Source organism: Phenylobacterium deserti (assembly GCF_003254705.1).
In the GTDB taxonomy this organism is placed as follows: Bacteria; Pseudomonadota; Alphaproteobacteria; order Caulobacterales; family Caulobacteraceae; genus Phenylobacterium; species Phenylobacterium deserti.
This window is the reverse complement of the sequence record NZ_QFYR01000005.1, coordinates 231,382-246,614: the sequence shown is the minus strand read 5'-3', so window position 1 is coordinate 246,614 and position 15,233 is coordinate 231,382. Positions and strand designations below refer to the sequence as shown.

Below are 15,233 nucleotides of genomic sequence, written 5' to 3'. Positions count from 1 at the left end.
CCTAGCGCCGCCAAATCTGCAGAGCTATGGCTTGCGCAGGTGCACATGCGGCCGACGCCGCGACTTTCCGCCCCGTATGGCGTTTTCAGCCCAACCGTCGAGGAGCGCTCATGACCAACCCGATCGTCGATCCCTTTGTGGAAGCCGTGGACGTCAGCGCCACCACCGATCTGGTCCGCATCGAGGCGACGGCCGAAGGCGCCGTGACGGTCGTGCTGAACCGGCCCGAGCGGAAGAACGCCTTCGACGCCGACCTGATCTCCGCCATGGAGGAAGCGTTCCGGACGTTGGCCGGCGCTGAGGGCGTGCGCGTCATGTTCATCCGCGGCGCTGGCGGTATGTTCAGCGCCGGAGCCGACCTCGAGTGGATGCGCTCGGCCATCGACCGGACCGAAGCCGACAACCGGGACGACGCCCACGCCATGGCGGTCATGCTCAAGCAGCTGGCGGACCTGCCGTTCCTGACGGTCGCCCTGATCGAAGGCGGCGCGTTCGGCGGCGGCGCCGGCGTGGCCTGCGCCTGCGACATGGCGATCGCGACCCCCGACGCCCGCTTCAGCTTCTCCGAAGTGCGGTTGGGCCTGATCGCCGCCACGATCAGCCCGTACGTCGTCCAGGCCATCGGCCCGCGGCAGGCTCGCGCCCTGTTCGCCACCGGGCGGATGTTCGACGCCGCCTATGCGGAGAAGATCGGCTTGCTCTCCGAGGTGGCGCCGAGCGCCGAGGCCCTGGATCTCGCCCACGACCGCATCGCCGCCGACATCCTGGCCTGCGCGCCAGGCGCCGTCGCAGAGTCCAAGCGGCTGGTGGCTGAAGTCTACGGCCATGCCATCGACAACCGGCTGATGGACCACACCGCGCGCCGGATCGCCGCCGCTCGGGTGAGCGACGAGGGGCAGGAGGGCGTGCGTGCATTCCTGGAGCGTCGCAAGCCGCGCTGGGCGAGCCCCAACGACGAGGAGTGAGGCGGCCCGTCGCACTGGCCAAGGGCCTGCCGGAGGCCTAATCGCTGGGCCATGCCCCTTCACATGATCAAGCTGTGCGTCGGCTGCGACACCGTCGAGGAGCTGCTCGACTGGCGCTCCGCCAGCGCCGCCCCGGGAGAGCCCTGGGTCCTGCGCACCCGCCAGACGCCGAAGCGCGCCGAGGAGATGCTGGACGGCGGCTCCCTCTACCGGGTGTTCAAGGGCGTGATCCTCTGCCGACAGAAGATCCTGGCCATCGACACGGTGGGCGAGGGCGTCAACGCCCGGTGCGAGGTGACGCTGGACAGCGAAATCGTCCGCGTCTCGCCGTCGCCCCGGCGCGCGTTCCAGGGCTGGCGCTACCTCGAGGTCAAGGATGCGCCCGACGACATCGACATGGGTGCGTTCAACGAAGCGCCGCCGGAGCTGGCGCAGAAGCTGCGTGAACTCGGCGCCTGGTAGCGCTCCCCGCTTCGCAGATCCCTGAAAGCAGAAAACCCCGCCGCGGCGACAGCGGCGGGGTTCTCCTTTTTGCCGGAAGGCGGTCGATCTACTCGACCACCCAGCCGGACAGCTTCGACCAGGTCACGTCCTGGATGGCGACGTTTTCCAGCACCACGATGTGGTTCGGCCATTGCTGGCCGGGCGCGGCTGCGTCGCGATCGAACAGGACGCGGGTGTTGCCCTGGCCGTCATCCCAGAAGGACACGAACTTGTCGGCCACTGGGTTCGAGCCGGTGTAGCCGGACTTGGCGAACAGCGCCGACATGTCGAGGGTGTCCTCGCCCAGGTGGAAGTCCTTGATGGTGATGGGCGCCCAAGGCTCCTTGCCCAGCACGATCGTGTCCGCCCCGGCGCCGCCGGTGATGGTGTCGTAGCCTTCGCTGGCGCGGATGGTGTCATCGCCCGCCGTTCCGGTCAGCACGCTGTTCGGCTTGGTCGCGGTGAGGACCACCCCGGCCTGGGCTCCCGTCTCCGGTGCTTGCTGACCCGGCGCGGCCGGCGCGCTCACCGGGGTCGAGCCCTTGGAGGCGTCGACCGTGGCTCCGCTGATCTTCTCCCAGGTGACGTCCTTTATGGCGGTTTTCTCGAGCACCACGATGTGGTTCGGCCACTTCTGGGCCGTGCCGGTGGCGTCACGATCGAACAGCACGCGGGTGTTGCCCTGGCCGTCGTCCCAGAAGGACACGAACTTGTCGGCCACCGGGTTCGAGCCGGTGTAGCCGGACTTGGCGAACAGGGCCGACATGTCGAGCTTGTCCACGCCCAGCTGGAAGTCCTTGATGGTGATCGGGGCCCACGGCTCCTTGCCGAACACGATGGTGTCCGACCCGCCGCCGGTGGTGATGGTGTCGTAGCCTTCGCTGGCGTGGATCGTGTCGGCGCCAGCGCCGCCCGTCAGGACGCTTTTCGGGCCCGTAGCGGTCAGAACCATTCCGCCCGTACCGGTGGACGGAGCCGGAGCCGGAGCCGGAGCCGGCGCAGGGCTGGACGGTGCAGGCGTCGGCGCGCTGGTCTCGGCGGCGCCGGTCAGCTTCGCCCACGTGACGTCCTTGATGGCGGTGTTTTCGAGCACCACGACGTGGTTGGGCCACTTCTGCGCCGTACCAGCTGCGTCACGATCGAACAGCACGCGGGTGTTGCCCTGGCCGTCGTCCCAGAAGGACACGAACTTGTCGGCCACCGGGTTCGAGCCGGCGTAGCCGGACTTGGCGAACAGGGCCGACATGTCGAGCTTGTCCACGCCCAGCTGGAAGTCCTTGATGGTGATCGGGGCCCACGGCTCCTTGCCGAACACGATGGTGTCCGACCCGCCGCCGGTGGTGATGGTGTCGTAGCCTTCGCTGGCGCGGATCGTGTCGGCGCCAGCGCCGCCCGTCAGGACGCTCTTGGGGCCATTGGCCGTCAGAACCTGGCCCGCGTTCGGATCGATCGGCTGAGGCGCCGGAGCGGGCGCCGGAGCCGGCGCCGGCGCCGGGGCAGGGGCCGGAGCGCCGGTGGTCGGCGGCGGGGTGTAGCCGGAGCTGCCGCCGTCGCCCAGCGCGTAGGCGCGGATGTAGTCGATCTTCATTTCAGCCGGGAACTTGCTGGGATCGATCGAGCCGCCCCAACCACCCATGGCCATGTTGGCCAGCATGTACATCGGCTTGTTCATGTCGGCCGGAGTGGCCGCCTTGAACACCTCGACGCCGTCCACGTACCAGGTGATGTCCTTGGCCGTCCAAAGCGCGCCGTAGGTGTGATAGCCGTCGGCCGTGTCCGGCACGATGGAGCTCACCGACTGCGAGGTGTGGCCGCCCGGGCCCAAGCTGGAATGTTCGCTGGTCCAGGTCGCCCGCGAGTCGTAGCTCAGGGTTTCCATCACATCGAGTTCCGGCGGCCAGGAGCCGTCCTTCGGCAGCAGCCAGAAAGCCGGCCAGGCGCCCGCCGCTTGCGGCAGGTCGGCCCGCATCTCGAAGTAGCCGTAGAGCTGGCTGAAGCTCTCCTTGGTGGTGATGAGGCCGGACGTGTAGCCGTAGCCGAAGATCTCCGGGTTGCTGGACGGCTTGGTCCAGATCGACAGGGTGCCGTCGCCGTTCGAAACGAACGGGCTCTCCTTGAAGTCACCCGGATGGTCGCGGAAGTAGGGCGAGGTGTAGATCTGCTTCTCGCCGTTGCCGGTCAGGCTGTAGGCGTCGATGCCGCCATAGCCGAAATCCGGACGCCAGGTGCCGGTCGGGTTGCTTTCCTTGTCCCACAGCGACAACTGGCCGGAGAACTCGTCCCGGAAGGTCATGGCGCCCAGCTTGGAGCCGTCGAGCGGCAGCTGGAAGTTGCTGGCCGTGAACTTGTCGACCGTGATGTTGCGGAACATCAGGCCGTCGCCTCCGCCGAGGTCCAGCTTCACATCGGCGCCCACCTGGGTCATGGCCGACTTCACCTGGGAGAAGGTGATGAAGTTGGACTTCAGGCGCACGACGTCGCCTTCGCCCACGTTGAAGTCCTGGATGACGTCGTTGCCTTCGCCCTTGTAGACGACGAACACGTCTGCGCCGGCGCCGCCGACGAGCACGTCCTGCCCGCCGCCGCCGTAGAGCTGCTGGGCGCCCGCAGCGCCTTGCACGATGTTGTCGAGACCGTTGCCGGCCGCGAAGCCCTTGTCGGACTCGACGCGGACGTTCTCCACGTTGGCGAAGTCGGTCAGGTAGGTCCCGCTCCACGCGATGATCGTGTCCACGCCGCCCCCGGCGGCCTCCACGATCACGTCGCTGGACGACTTCATGTAGTAGAAGTCGTCGCCGCCGCCGCCCACGAGGCGGTCGCCTTGCCCGCCCCAAAGGGCTTCGTTGGCGTTCGAGCCGGTGATGGTGTCACGACCGTCCGTGCCATAGAGGCCGGCGGTGCTGGCCGCCGTCTCGGCCGCGGCGGTGCCGTCATACTTGGTGTAAGGCATCTTACTAAATCCCCCGTCTCGCCCCCGCGAGGCCCGGTTGCACACGTCACGGTCTTGCGTGACGGCCGAGACCCTAAAATGGCGAAATGAGGCGACCGTCCTCCGCAGGATGTCGCAGCGCAGGTCTGCCGCGCGGCGCTGCGGCGCAGGCTGAAAAGGGCCCGTTTTGGTGAGGACCGGTTCCGCTTCTCAGGAAGGCGTTGGATTTACGGGATAAAAAACCTGAGGTGGCGAGCTATTTGGCTGCAACCGATGCGATGGAGTACGCAGCCGATCGGTGTGCGGATCCGCACCGTGGCGCCGTGTCGCAGCAAAAACGCCGCCGCAGTTGCCCGCGACGGCGTTGGAAAAGCGACGAAGTGGAGGCGGATCAGGTGGTGATGAGCCAGCCAGAGCCGCTGAGAATCGAAGCCTGCACATTGGCCAGGATCAGCTGATCGCCGCCGCCGAGGTCGATGACCGTGTCCGCGCCGGATTGTACGACGCTGTAGGACTGGCCGGCGAAGAGATGCACCCGGTCGCCCTGTGCGAGGCTGAAGTCGGTGACACGGTCGATGCCGGATCCGGAGAAGGCGTGGAACGAGTCCGCACCGGCCCCGCCGGCGATGACGTCATCGCCCCGGTCGCCCGACAGCCAGTCGTTGCCGTCTCCACCCAGCAAGGTGTCGTTGCCCTGGCCGCCGCGGACGGTGTCGGCGCCGGTTCCGCCATCGCACCAGTCGTCGCCCATGTTGCCGAGCACAAGGTCTGCGCCCTCGTCGCCGTCGCAGAAGTCGTTCTCCTTGCCGCCGGAGACCCAGTCATCGCCGGCCCCGCCTGAGAGGCTGTCAGCCCCTTCGTTGCCGTTGATGTTGTCGAACTCGCCGGCGCCCATGATCCGGTCGGCGCCCTTGCCCCCCAAGAGCAGGTCACGACCTGCGCCGCCGTTCAGGGTATCGGCGCCGGCGCCGCCTTGCAGGGTGTCGCCGTTGGCCGAAGCCACCAGGTTCTGACCCGCATCCACGGCCGCCGAGCCGCCTCCGGTAGCGCCGCCTCCCGTGGACCCGCCGCCCACAGAGCCGCTGCCCGTAGAGCCGCCGGTCGAACCGCCTGTGGAGCCGCCCACCGAGCCGCCGATCGGTCCGCCAATGCCGCCGCCCGAGCCGCCGCTCGTGCCGTCGCCCAGGGCGTAGGCGCGAATGTAGTCGATCTTCATCTCGGCCGGGAACTTGCTGGGATCGATCGAGCCGCCCCAACCGCCCATGGCCATGTTGGCCAGAAGGTACATGGGCTTGTTCATGTCGGCGGGCGTCGCCGCCTTGAACACCTCGACGCCGTCCACGTACCAGGTGATGTCCTTGGCGGTCCAAAGCGCGCCATAGGTGTGGAAGCCGTCGGCGGTGTCCGGCGTCAGGTTGTTGACGCTGTTGGAGCCGTGGTTGGACGGCGTGCCCCAGTGGGCGGTCGTCCAGGTGGCGTTGTCGTCCCGGCTCAGCACTTCCATGATGTCGAGTTCGGGCGGCCAGGACCCGTCCTTGGGCAGCATCCAGAACGCCGGCCAGGCGCCTTCGGCCTGGGGCAGGTCGGCGCGCATCTCGAAGTAGCCGTAGAGCTGGTTGAAGCTCTCTTTGGTGGTGATCAGGCCCGAGGTGTAGCCGTAGCCGAAGATCTCGGGGTTAGACGAGGGCTTGGCCCAGATCGACACCGTGCCGTCGCCGTTTGAGACGAACGGGCTCTCGTTGAAGTCGCCCGGATGGTTCTTGAAGTAGGGCGAGGTGTAGATCTGCTTCTCGCCGTTGCCGGTCAGGCTGTAGGCGTCAACGCCGCCGTAACCGTAGTCGGGCCGCCAGATGCCCGTCGGATTGCTTTCCTTGTCCCAGAGCGACAGCGGGCCCGAAAACTCGTCGTGGAAGGTCATCGCGCCGAGCTTCGACGCATCGATCGGCAGCTGGAAGTTGCTGGCGGTGAACTGGTTGACCGCCATGTTGCGGAACATCAGGGCGTCGCCGCCGCCCATGTCGAGCTTCACGTCGGACCCGACCTGGGTCATGGCGGCCTTCACCTGTTCGAAGCTGGTGAACCCGGCTTTCAGGCGGACCACGTCACCCTGGGCGGCGCTGAAGTCCTGAATGACGTCGTTGCCTTCGCCCTTGTAGACGATGAAGACGTCGGCCCCGGCGCCGCCGATCAGGACGTCCTGGCCGCCGCCGCCGTAAAGCTGCTGGGAGCCGGCGGCGCCCTGCACGATGTTGTCGAGACCGTTGCCGGCCGCAAAGCCCTTGTCGGACTCGACCCGGACGTTCTCGATCGCCGAATAGTCGGACAGGTAGATGTTGCTCCAGGCCACGATGGTGTCGACGCCGCCCCCGGCGACCTCGACCACCACGTCGTTCATCGACTTGATGAAGTAGGTGTCGTCGCCGCCACCGCCGACCATCCGGTCGCCGCCGCCGCCCCACAAGCTCTCCGGCGCGGCCGTGCCCGCGTAGGTGTCGGCTCCGCTGGTGCCATAGAAGCTGTTCGCCGGCGCGACGGTCTCAGCGGCGATCGTGCCGTCGTACTTCGTGTAAGGCATCAGACTGTCCGTGTTAGGTGCGGCGCCCCGTCGCCGCTCGCCGCGCTTCTCCTCAGCGCAGGCGCAAAACCTAACCTCTCGGCCCTTAATAACCGGTGAGGGCAAGGTGTCGCAGAGCTTCACCTTGCGAGTACATTTGAAGTAACGCCTTATGGTCTAGCTAGTTGGGCGCCTTCAGGTGATTTGCGCTCAACAAGCTTCACTGTAGGCCTATTAAGTCACTAGAAAACAGAGACTTGAACCTTCGCCACATTTACGCCTCACGCGTGTGGCGGCCAGCGTTCGCACCGTGGTTGTAACGGCTTGGCCGTGCGGCAACGCGTCACGGGCTAAGCTGTAGGCGAAGGCCTCAGACGGGCATGTTGTCGATCAGACGGGTCTTGCCCAGGAAGGCTGCGGCAAGGATTCGGGCCGGCGTCGTGGCTGAGTCCGGGCCCAGGCGCGCCAGGTCTTCGGCGCCGCGCACCTCCACATAATCGACCTTGCCGAACCCTGCGGCCTGCAGCGAGGCGATCGCTTCGGCTTCCACATCGGCCACGCGCGCGCCGGCCCGAAGCCGCTCGGCGGCGGCGCGCAGCGCCTGGGGCAGGGCAGGGGCCGCAGCCCGCTCAGCGTCGGTCAGGTAGGCGTTGCGCGAGGACAGGGCCAGGCCATCCTCCGCCCGCCCCGTAGGACCGCCGACGATCCGAACCGGGATGTCCAGGTCGCGAACCAGCCGCCGGATCACCTGCAACTGCTGGTAGTCCTTCTCGCCGAAGACGGCCACGTCCGCTCCGCACTGGAGGAGCAGCTTGGAGACCACCGTCGCCACGCCCGCGAAGTGGCCTGGACGGGCGGCCCCATCGAGCGGCTCCGACACGCCCGTGACGGTCACCGTCGTGGAGAAGCCTTGCGGGTACATCTCGCTCACGGTGGGCGCATACAGCAGGTCGCACCCTGCGGAGGCCAGGAGGGCGGCGTCGCCGGCCTCGTTCCGGGGATAGCGATCGAAGTCCTCGTTCGGGCCGAACTGCGTTGGGTTGACGAAGACGCTGGCGACCACCCGGTCCGCGTGCTGCCGCGCCAGGCGCACCAGGGACAAATGGCCGTCGTGCAGCGCGCCCATGGTTGGGACCATGGCCGCCGTTTCCCCGGCCGCTTTCCAGGCGGCCACCTGCGCGCGCAGGTCGGCGACAGAGCGAGCAACGGGCAGGGGGGCGTCGGGCATGATGGCGGCTCCTTCGGCGGCGGTGCTTATCGGGGCGCTCCTGCGGCGTCCATCCGCAGCCGCGGGCGAAAGTCCACGTTGACGCGACTCCCTGCGTCAGGCTCCTGTTAACCCTCTGAGTCGGGTGATCAATCCCGTCCTGGTGGGAGATAAGCGAATGCCGCAAGCCAGCGTCATCGTGATCGGCAACGAAAAGGGCGGGGCGGGCAAGTCCACCATCGCCATCCACACCGCCGTCGCCCTGCTGCATGCGGGCGCGAAGGTTGCGGTGCTCGACCTGGATCTGCGTCAGCAGACCATGGGCCATTTCTTCGCCAACCGGGCCGCCTGGCTCGCTGCGAACAAGGCCGAAGCCCCCATGCCGCTGGTCCACCCGATCAGCGCGGACGGGCTGGCGCTGGCCAAGGCCTCTGACGAGGAAGCGCTGGCGCGGTTCCAGGAGGCGTTCGACGAGGTCAGCCAGCAGGCCGAGTTCGTGATCATCGACACCCCCGGCGCCGACACCGCCATCAGCCGCGCGGCGCACATGCTGGCCGACGTCATCGTCACCCCGATGAACGACAGCTTCGTCGACTTCGACATGCTCGGCGTCGTGGATCCGGTGACGCTCGAGCTCACCCGCCACAGCCTCTACTCCGAAACGGTCTGGGCCAGCCGCAAGGCGCGCGCCGCCAAGGACCGCAAGATGATCGACTGGGTGGTGCTGCGGAACCGTCTGGCGCCCACCGAGGCGCGCAACCGCAAGCGCCTCGACGAGCGGATCACCGCCTTGTCGCGCAAGGTGGGCTTCCGCATCGGCCCTGGCCTGCGCGACCGCGTCATCTACCGCGAGCTCTTCCCGTTCGGCCTGACGATCGCCGACCTTTCGCCGTCTATCCGTCCGGTGACCATGTCCCTGCAGCACGTGGCCGCGCGCCAGGAGCTGCGCGCCCTGATGACCGCCCTTGGCATCACCGGGCTGGACGGCGACGAGGTTCTGGCGGCCGAGTAGAGCCATGCTCTACCTCGCGCTTGGCGCGGCGGCCTTGTGGCTGGTCCTGTGGGCCAGCGGCAAACCGATCCTGAAGCGCCGCGAATGGCGGCTGATGAGCGCCAGCTTCGCACTGGCGGCGTTCGCCGGCGCTGCCGCCTGCGCGTTGCGCAGCCTGTGGGCGCCCGCCCTGGTTCTGCTGATCCTTGGCCTGTGGCTGGCGGTTTCGGCCCGGCGGACGAGCGCGCCGGCGGCGGCTCGTCCAGCTCCCCGCACCGGCCGGATGAGCGCTGACGAAGCGCGGTCTATCCTGGGCGTCGGAGCTGACGCGAGCCGGGAGGAGATCCAGGCCGCCTACACTCGCCTGATGCGGCTCGCCCACCCGGACAAGGGCGGCACCTCCGGGCTCGCCGCTCAGCTCAACGCGGCGCGGGACCGGCTGCTGGGCCGCTAAAGAAAAAAGCCCCGGCGCGAACCGGGGCCTTCTCTCTCCACAAACCAGATCGGATCAGCCGGGCAGAACCCGGCAGTCCAGGCCCTTGGCCTTCATGGCCTTGCAGGTGCCCTTGGCCTCGGACTCGCTGAGGCCAGCGAACTTGGTCTGATAGCGCTTGCCCGCCTTCTCGGCCGCGCCGGACGCGCCGCCCAGGTGCTTGCCGAAGCGATCCTTCACGAAGCCGATCTGCTTCTTGGCGTCGGATTGGCTCTTGAACTCGCCGACCTGCACGGCCCAGCGGTCCTTCTTCGAGCTCGCCTTGGCCTCAGGCTTCTTGGCTTCGGCCTTGCGCTTGGGCTGGACGACTTGGATGCGGGAGGTCCGCGATGCGGGCGTGGCGGACGCCAGCTCGATCGTCAGGCCTTCCTGGTCCGCATCGCCTTGCTCGACGCCGCCGCGCTGCACCGGGCCGGAAAGCTCGGGTTCGAACAGGTTCTGGGCGACGGTGATGCGCTCGCCGCGGTCGCGGCGCTTGACCACGTCGAAGCCGGTGAGCAGCAGGTCCTCGGCGTTCTGGTCGCGCGACACGCGGGTCGGGCCGCCCATCACCACCACGATCAGGCGGCGGTTGTCGCGCACGCCCGAGATGGCGATGTTGAAGCCGGACGCGTTGGTGAAGCCGGTCTTGATGCCGTCCACGCCCGCAACGTTGCGCAGCAGGTGGTTGTGGTTGCGGATCTCGCGCCCACGGAAGTTGAAGGTCTGCTGGCTGAAGTAGCGATAGTACTGCGGATAATCGCGCATCACCGCCCGCGACAGGATCGCGATATCCCGCGCCGTCGACAGCTGGCGGCTGTTGGGCAGGCCGTTGGCGTTGGCGAAGTTGGTGTTGCGCATGCCCAGCTCCTGGGCCCGCAGCGTCATCAGGGCCGTGAACTTGCGCTCCGTGCCGCCGATCTTCTCGGCGATGGCGACGGACGCGTCGTTGGCCGACAGGGTGGCCATCGCCTGAATGGCTTCCGACACCGAGATCGAATCGCCAGCCCGGACGCCCAGCTTGGTCGGCGACTGCGCCGCCGCATGGGGCGAGAACACCACCCGATCGTCCAGACGCAGCTTGCCCGAGGCCAGCGCTTCGAACGTCAGGTACATGGTCATCACCTTGGTGATCGACGCAGGGTACCGCGGACTGTCGGCGTGCTTGGCGTAGAGCACTTCGCCGGACTTCGCATCCACCACGATGGCGGCGTACTTGGTCTGGGAAGCGGCGAGCAGGTTCTTGAAATAGGGAACTTCAGCCTGGGCCGGCGGCGGGACGCTCGCGACAGCAGTCGCAGCGGCGATACCGAGGGTAACAAACAGGCGGCGGGCGTGCTGGAACATGCTTATCCCGTCGATACAAAGGGTTGTGGCGGCCCCTGCCGCCGGTGAATCTCACCTATAATGAGACGGTCACTGTTGCCTGAGGGTAAACAGGTCCTGAATGGTCTCAATTGTCGCGCCTGATCGTTTGCCGATCACGTCAACGTGATCGCAATGCAGCATTTCCCGTTGTGCACTGCACAAAAGGCGTTGACTGCTGCAGTGCAACATGAGAGAACCGTGGGCGAGGAACAGGGTTCACCCACTCTGTCTTGCGATGCGGCGCCGATCTGCGCTGCGCAACTGACCATCAGGAGTTTCCCATGGCCGCCGCCGAAGCCGTGAAGACCACCGTCGACCAGTTCACCGCCGCCAGCAACGTCGCCTTCAAGGATGGCGTCGAAAAGACCCTGGCCGCGCTGAACGAAGCCAATTCCACCTCGAAGAAGAACCTCGAAGCCGTGGTCGCCTCCGTGACCGCCGCCACCAAGGGCGCTGAAGCCCTGGGCGCTCAGGCGATGAGCTTCTCCAAGACTTCCTTCGAGAACCAGATCGCCGCCGCCCGCGCCCTCGCGGCCGCCAAGAGCGTGCAGGAAGTTCTCGAACTGCAGACCGCCTTCGCCAAGTCGGCGCTCGAAACCTACATGGCTCAGGTCGGTCAGGTTTCAGAGACCGTGTCGGCCTCGGTGAAGGACTCGATGGCGCCGATCAACGAGCGCGTCACCGCGGTCGTCGAGCGCCTGCAGGCCGCTCGCTAAACAGATCGTCTCGAGGCGCCAAGTACGGGCGCCGCGTTCGAGAGGCCCGGACCGCAAGGTCCGGGCCTTTTCTGTTTTCGGGGGCAGGGCTACAGGAAGGCCATGAGCCAGATCGAACAGCGCCTCGCCGAACTCGGCGTCACCCTTCCGCAGCCGAACGCCCCCGTCGCCAACTACGTGCCCTTCGTGCGCATCGGCGATCTGCTGCACATCTCGGGGCAGGTGTCGGTGGACGCCTCTGGCGGGATCAAGGGAGTGGTCGGTGAAGAGGTCGACGCCGAAACCGCCAAGCGTGCGGCCCGGATCTGCGGGATCAACCTGATCGCCCAGATCAAGGCGGCCTGCGACGGCGATCTTGACCGCGTCGTTCGCGTCGTGAAGCTCGGCGGCTTCGTGCAGGCGGGCCCGAACTTCTTCGAGATCCCCCAGGTCGTGAACGGCTGCTCGGACCTGATGGTCGAGGTCTTCGGCGACGCCGGCCGGCACGCCCGTTCGGCCGTGGGCGTCTACCGCCTGCCGATGAACTTCGCCGTGGAAGTCGACGCCGTGGTGGCGCTCCGCTCGTGAGGGACCGCTTCGGCGAGGCCTGGGATCTTCTCTTCGCCCCGCCGATCGCCCATCGCGGGCTCTGGAGCCCCGACGGTCCGCCGGAGAACTCGCTCGCCGCCTTCGAGGCCGCTTGCGAGGCCGGCTACGGCATCGAACTCGACGTGCAGCTCGCGGCCGACGGCGAGGCGGTGGTGTTCCACGACTACGACCTGGCGCGCCTGACCGGCGAGGCCGGCCTCCTCGCCGCGCGAACCTCGACCGAACTTGCGCAGCTGCGCCTTGGGCCTACCGCGGAACCCATCCCCACCTTGCGGCAAGTGCTGGAGCAGGTGGGCCGCCGGGCCATGATCCACATCGAGCTGAAGACCCTGCCAGGCGCCGAGGGACCGCTGGAGCAGCGCGTCTTCGATCTCATCAGCGACCATGCCGGCCCAGTGGCGGTGATCGGCTTCAACCCCGCCTCCCACGCCTGGTTCGCGGAGCGCCATCCGCACGTCCTGCGGGGCCTCGACAGCTACTCCTACGCCGGCTCCCCGCTGCCGGAGGAAACCCGCCGCGCCTATGCCGCGCTGGAGCATGTGGCCATCGCACGGCCCCATTTCCTGGCTCTGGGTCTGGACATGCTGCCCTCCGAGATCGCCACCCGCCACCGCCAGCAGGGCCTGCCCTTGATCGCCTGGACCATCCGCGACGCCGCGCAGTGGTCGGCGATCAAGAACGATTGCGACAATCTCATTTTCGAGGGTTTCCGAGCGTGAAGCTGAACCCGGCGGTCAAGGTCGTCCGCCGCATCGCCGAGGTGGATCGGGACGCCTGGGACGCCTGCGCCGCAAACCCGGCCTACGGCGACAACCCCTTTCTGCGGCACGACTTCCTGACCAGCCTGGAAGAGGCGGGCTGCGCGGTCGAGCGGGCCGGCTGGGGACCGCAGCACCTGATCGTCGAGGACGACGCGGGCCAGGTGGCGGCCGTCATGCCGCTCTATCTGAAATCCCACAGCCAGGGCGAATACATCTTCGACCACGCCTGGGCCGACGCCTACGAGCGCGCCGGCGGCCGCTACTATCCCAAGCTTCTGTCCGCCGTGCCGTTCACCCCCGCGACCGGGCCGCGGATGTTGCTCCGACCTGACGTGGCGGCCGGCGAGGCGAGGGCGCTGCTGCTGGGCGGCGGCCTGGCCTTGTGCGAGCGGTATGACGCCTCGTCCCTCCACGTGAACTTCCCTCTCGAAGACGAGTGGGCCTGGATGGGGCAGCAGGGGCTCGCTCTGCGCGCAGGGCAGCAATACCACTGGGAGAATCGCGGCTACGGCTCGTTCGAGGACTTCCTCGCCGCGCTGTCGTCGGGGCGCCGCAAGACCATCCGTCGCGAGCGCAGGGATGCTCAGGCCGAGGTCGAGATCCAGCGCCTGACCGGTTCGGACCTGACGGAAGAGCACTGGGACGCCTTCTTCCAGTTCTACATGGACACTGGCTCGCGCAAATGGGGCCGGCCCTACCTCAACCGCCGCTTCTTCAGCCTGCTGCAGGAACGCATGGCGGACCGGGTGCTGCTGGTCATGGCCCGGCGCGAGGGGCGATGGATCGCCGGCGCGCTCAACCTGATCGGCGGCGACTGCCTGTTCGGCCGCAACTGGGGCTGCGTGGAGGACGTGCCGTTCCTCCACTTCGAGCTCTGCTACTACCAGGCCATCGAATGGGCGATCGAACGGGGCCTGCCACGCGTGGAAGCCGGCGCTCAGGGCCAGCACAAGATCGCCCGCGGCTATCTGCCGAAGCCGGTCTACTCGGCCCACTACATCGCAGATCCCGGCCTGCGCGCGCCCGTGGAGCGCTTTCTGGAGCAGGAGCGCGCCGGCAACGAAGCCGACATGGAATGGCTGGCGGAGGAGTACTCGCCCTTCAAGGCTGGCTAGGACCGCTCCCACGCCTTCTCGATCAGAGCCTTCAATTCGGCGTCCGCATCGGCCGGGCTGTTCAGTGGCCGTCGGGCATGCAGCCGCTCCGACCAGGGCTCGTTCTTCGGCGCTTCCAGAAGCGGGTGCTCGTGCGGCTCCAGCGCAAGGCCGAGCATCGCCTTGCCGTCTTTCAGGGGGCGGATGGCTGCGAACTGCACCTTGCGGGAGAAGGCCGTGTAGCCCTTGCGTTGACCTGTCACGACCTCGGGCAACGGGGTCGCCAGCGCTTCCACGACGGCGAGGATTTTGCCTGACGTAACATCCGACCACAGCGCCTGGCGCAGGACGTCGGGCGTCTCCCAGCCGGCCTCCGAGGGGAAGGCCTCGGTCAGCACATAGCTTGCCCGGTTCTGGCCCAGGCCGTGGTGCGCCTTCATCCAGGCGAGCCTCGCGCGCGGCTTGGTCTCCGGACAGGTGCGGGCGATCGCCACCCATTCCTCGAGGCTCTTGCCGGTGTCACTTTCCAGGCGGGCGCGCACCGAGGCGAACCACCTCTGCTGCCGCTCCGTCAGACCTTCGGCCATCGTTCCACCTCGTCTGCCGTTTTGCTACGACGCACCCTTAGCGAAGGAGAGCGCGCCATGAGCCTGGACGGCACCTACGATCACGACAACATCTTCGCCAAGGTGCTCCGGGGAGAGATCCCGGCGGCCCGCGTGTTCGAAGACGAGCACGTGTTCGCCTTCATGGACGTGTTCCCTCAGGCCAAGGGCCACACCCTAGTCATTCCCAAGCGCTCTCAGGCCCGCAACCTCCTGGAGGAGGAGCCGCAGGTGCTTTCGGAGTTGATCCTGGGCGTACAGCGGGTGGCGCGCGCCGTCCGGTCGGCCCTGCAGCCCGACGGCATCGTGATCACCCAGTTCAACGGCGCCCCGGCTGGCCAGACGATCTTCCACCTCCACTTCCACATCATCCCGCGCTGGGACGGTGTGGAGGTCGGGCGGCATGCCTCCGGCGGCATGGCCGACATGGAAGAGCTGAAGGCGCTGGCCGCGCAGATCGCGGCCAAGATCAGCTGACGCGATAAGGACCAAAGAAAACG

Annotated in this window: 14 protein-coding genes; 9 read left to right on the top strand and 5 right to left on the bottom strand. The window is 67.5% G+C overall.

Features of this window, described 5'->3' with window-relative positions:
- The first annotated feature begins 110 nt into the window (after nucleotides 1-110).
- The gene (locus DJ018_RS17895; RefSeq protein WP_111516338.1) at nucleotides 111-965 is read left to right on the top strand and encodes an enoyl-CoA hydratase-related protein; all 855 of its coding nucleotides are present in this window, start codon (nucleotides 111-113) and stop codon (nucleotides 963-965) included.
- Between the two features lie 51 nt (nucleotides 966-1,016).
- Nucleotides 1,017-1,427, top strand: a complete 411-nt coding sequence (locus tag DJ018_RS17890; RefSeq protein ID WP_111516337.1) for a DUF1489 family protein — start codon at nucleotides 1,017-1,019, stop codon at nucleotides 1,425-1,427.
- An 88-nt stretch (nucleotides 1,428-1,515) separates the two neighbouring features.
- On the opposite strand, the gene DJ018_RS17885 is transcribed toward DJ018_RS17890, so the two are convergent.
- The 3 genes from DJ018_RS17885 to panC form a co-directional block, all read right to left on the bottom strand.
- The gene (locus DJ018_RS17885; RefSeq protein WP_111516336.1) at nucleotides 1,516-4,398 is read right to left on the bottom strand and encodes a type I secretion C-terminal target domain-containing protein; all 2,883 of its coding nucleotides are present in this window, start codon (nucleotides 4,396-4,398) and stop codon (nucleotides 1,516-1,518) included.
- Between the two features lie 370 nt (nucleotides 4,399-4,768).
- Entirely contained in the window at nucleotides 4,769-6,952 is a 2,184-nt protein-coding gene (locus tag DJ018_RS17880; RefSeq protein WP_111516335.1) for a family 16 glycosylhydrolase, read from the bottom strand.
- Nucleotides 6,953-7,301: 349 nt separating this feature from the next.
- Nucleotides 7,302-8,159 carry a pantoate--beta-alanine ligase gene (gene panC, locus DJ018_RS17875; RefSeq protein WP_111516334.1) on the bottom strand — a complete coding sequence of 286 codons (858 nt, stop codon included), beginning with the start codon at nucleotides 8,157-8,159 and terminating at the stop codon, nucleotides 7,302-7,304.
- 157 nt (nucleotides 8,160-8,316) lie between these two features.
- Between panC and DJ018_RS17870 the strand changes: the two genes are divergently transcribed.
- Both DJ018_RS17870 and DJ018_RS17865 read left to right on the top strand, forming a co-directional pair.
- On the top strand, nucleotides 8,317-9,150 hold the full coding sequence (locus DJ018_RS17870; RefSeq protein ID WP_111516333.1) for a division plane positioning ATPase MipZ: 834 nt from the start codon (nucleotides 8,317-8,319) through the stop codon (nucleotides 9,148-9,150).
- A 4-nt stretch (nucleotides 9,151-9,154) separates the two neighbouring features.
- Nucleotides 9,155-9,583: a DnaJ domain-containing protein gene (locus DJ018_RS17865; RefSeq protein ID WP_111516332.1), complete on the top strand. Its 429-nt coding sequence runs from the start codon at nucleotides 9,155-9,157 to the stop codon at nucleotides 9,581-9,583.
- A gap of 54 nt (nucleotides 9,584-9,637) precedes the next feature.
- Here the strand turns inward: DJ018_RS17865 and DJ018_RS17860 are convergent, their stop codons facing one another.
- Complete coding sequence (locus DJ018_RS17860; protein WP_111516331.1) at nucleotides 9,638-10,948, bottom strand: D-alanyl-D-alanine carboxypeptidase family protein; 1,311 nt, start codon at nucleotides 10,946-10,948, stop codon at nucleotides 9,638-9,640.
- A gap of 302 nt (nucleotides 10,949-11,250) precedes the next feature.
- Here DJ018_RS17860 and DJ018_RS17855 point away from each other — a divergent pair, with 302 nt between their 5' ends.
- The 4 genes from DJ018_RS17855 (at nucleotide 11,251) to DJ018_RS17840 (ending at nucleotide 14,149) form a co-directional block, all read left to right on the top strand.
- Nucleotides 11,251-11,685, top strand: coding sequence for a phasin family protein (locus DJ018_RS17855; protein WP_111516330.1), 435 nt, complete (start codon nucleotides 11,251-11,253; stop codon nucleotides 11,683-11,685).
- A 102-nt stretch (nucleotides 11,686-11,787) separates the two neighbouring features.
- On the top strand, nucleotides 11,788-12,252 hold the full coding sequence (locus tag DJ018_RS17850; RefSeq protein WP_111516329.1) for a RidA family protein: 465 nt from the start codon (nucleotides 11,788-11,790) through the stop codon (nucleotides 12,250-12,252).
- Nucleotides 12,249-12,992, top strand: a complete 744-nt coding sequence (locus tag DJ018_RS17845) for a glycerophosphodiester phosphodiesterase family protein (RefSeq protein WP_111516328.1) — start codon at nucleotides 12,249-12,251, stop codon at nucleotides 12,990-12,992. Before DJ018_RS17850 ends, DJ018_RS17845 begins: the two co-directional genes overlap by 4 nt.
- A complete protein-coding gene (locus DJ018_RS17840; protein WP_111516327.1) occupies nucleotides 12,989-14,149 on the top strand; it encodes a GNAT family N-acetyltransferase in 1,161 nt (386 codons plus the stop codon). The genes DJ018_RS17845 and DJ018_RS17840 overlap by 4 nt, the downstream gene beginning before the upstream one ends.
- Here the strand turns inward: DJ018_RS17840 and DJ018_RS17835 are convergent.
- The gene (locus tag DJ018_RS17835) at nucleotides 14,146-14,715 is read right to left on the bottom strand and encodes a DUF4287 domain-containing protein (RefSeq protein WP_111516326.1); all 570 of its coding nucleotides are present in this window, start codon (nucleotides 14,713-14,715) and stop codon (nucleotides 14,146-14,148) included. The genes DJ018_RS17840 and DJ018_RS17835 overlap by 4 nt on opposite strands.
- Before the next feature lie 57 nt (nucleotides 14,716-14,772).
- On the opposite strand from DJ018_RS17835, the gene DJ018_RS17830 reads away from it, so the two are divergent.
- The gene (locus DJ018_RS17830) at nucleotides 14,773-15,210 is read left to right on the top strand and encodes an HIT family protein (RefSeq protein WP_111516325.1); all 438 of its coding nucleotides are present in this window, start codon (nucleotides 14,773-14,775) and stop codon (nucleotides 15,208-15,210) included.
- The last annotated feature ends 23 nt before the right edge of the window (nucleotides 15,211-15,233 follow it).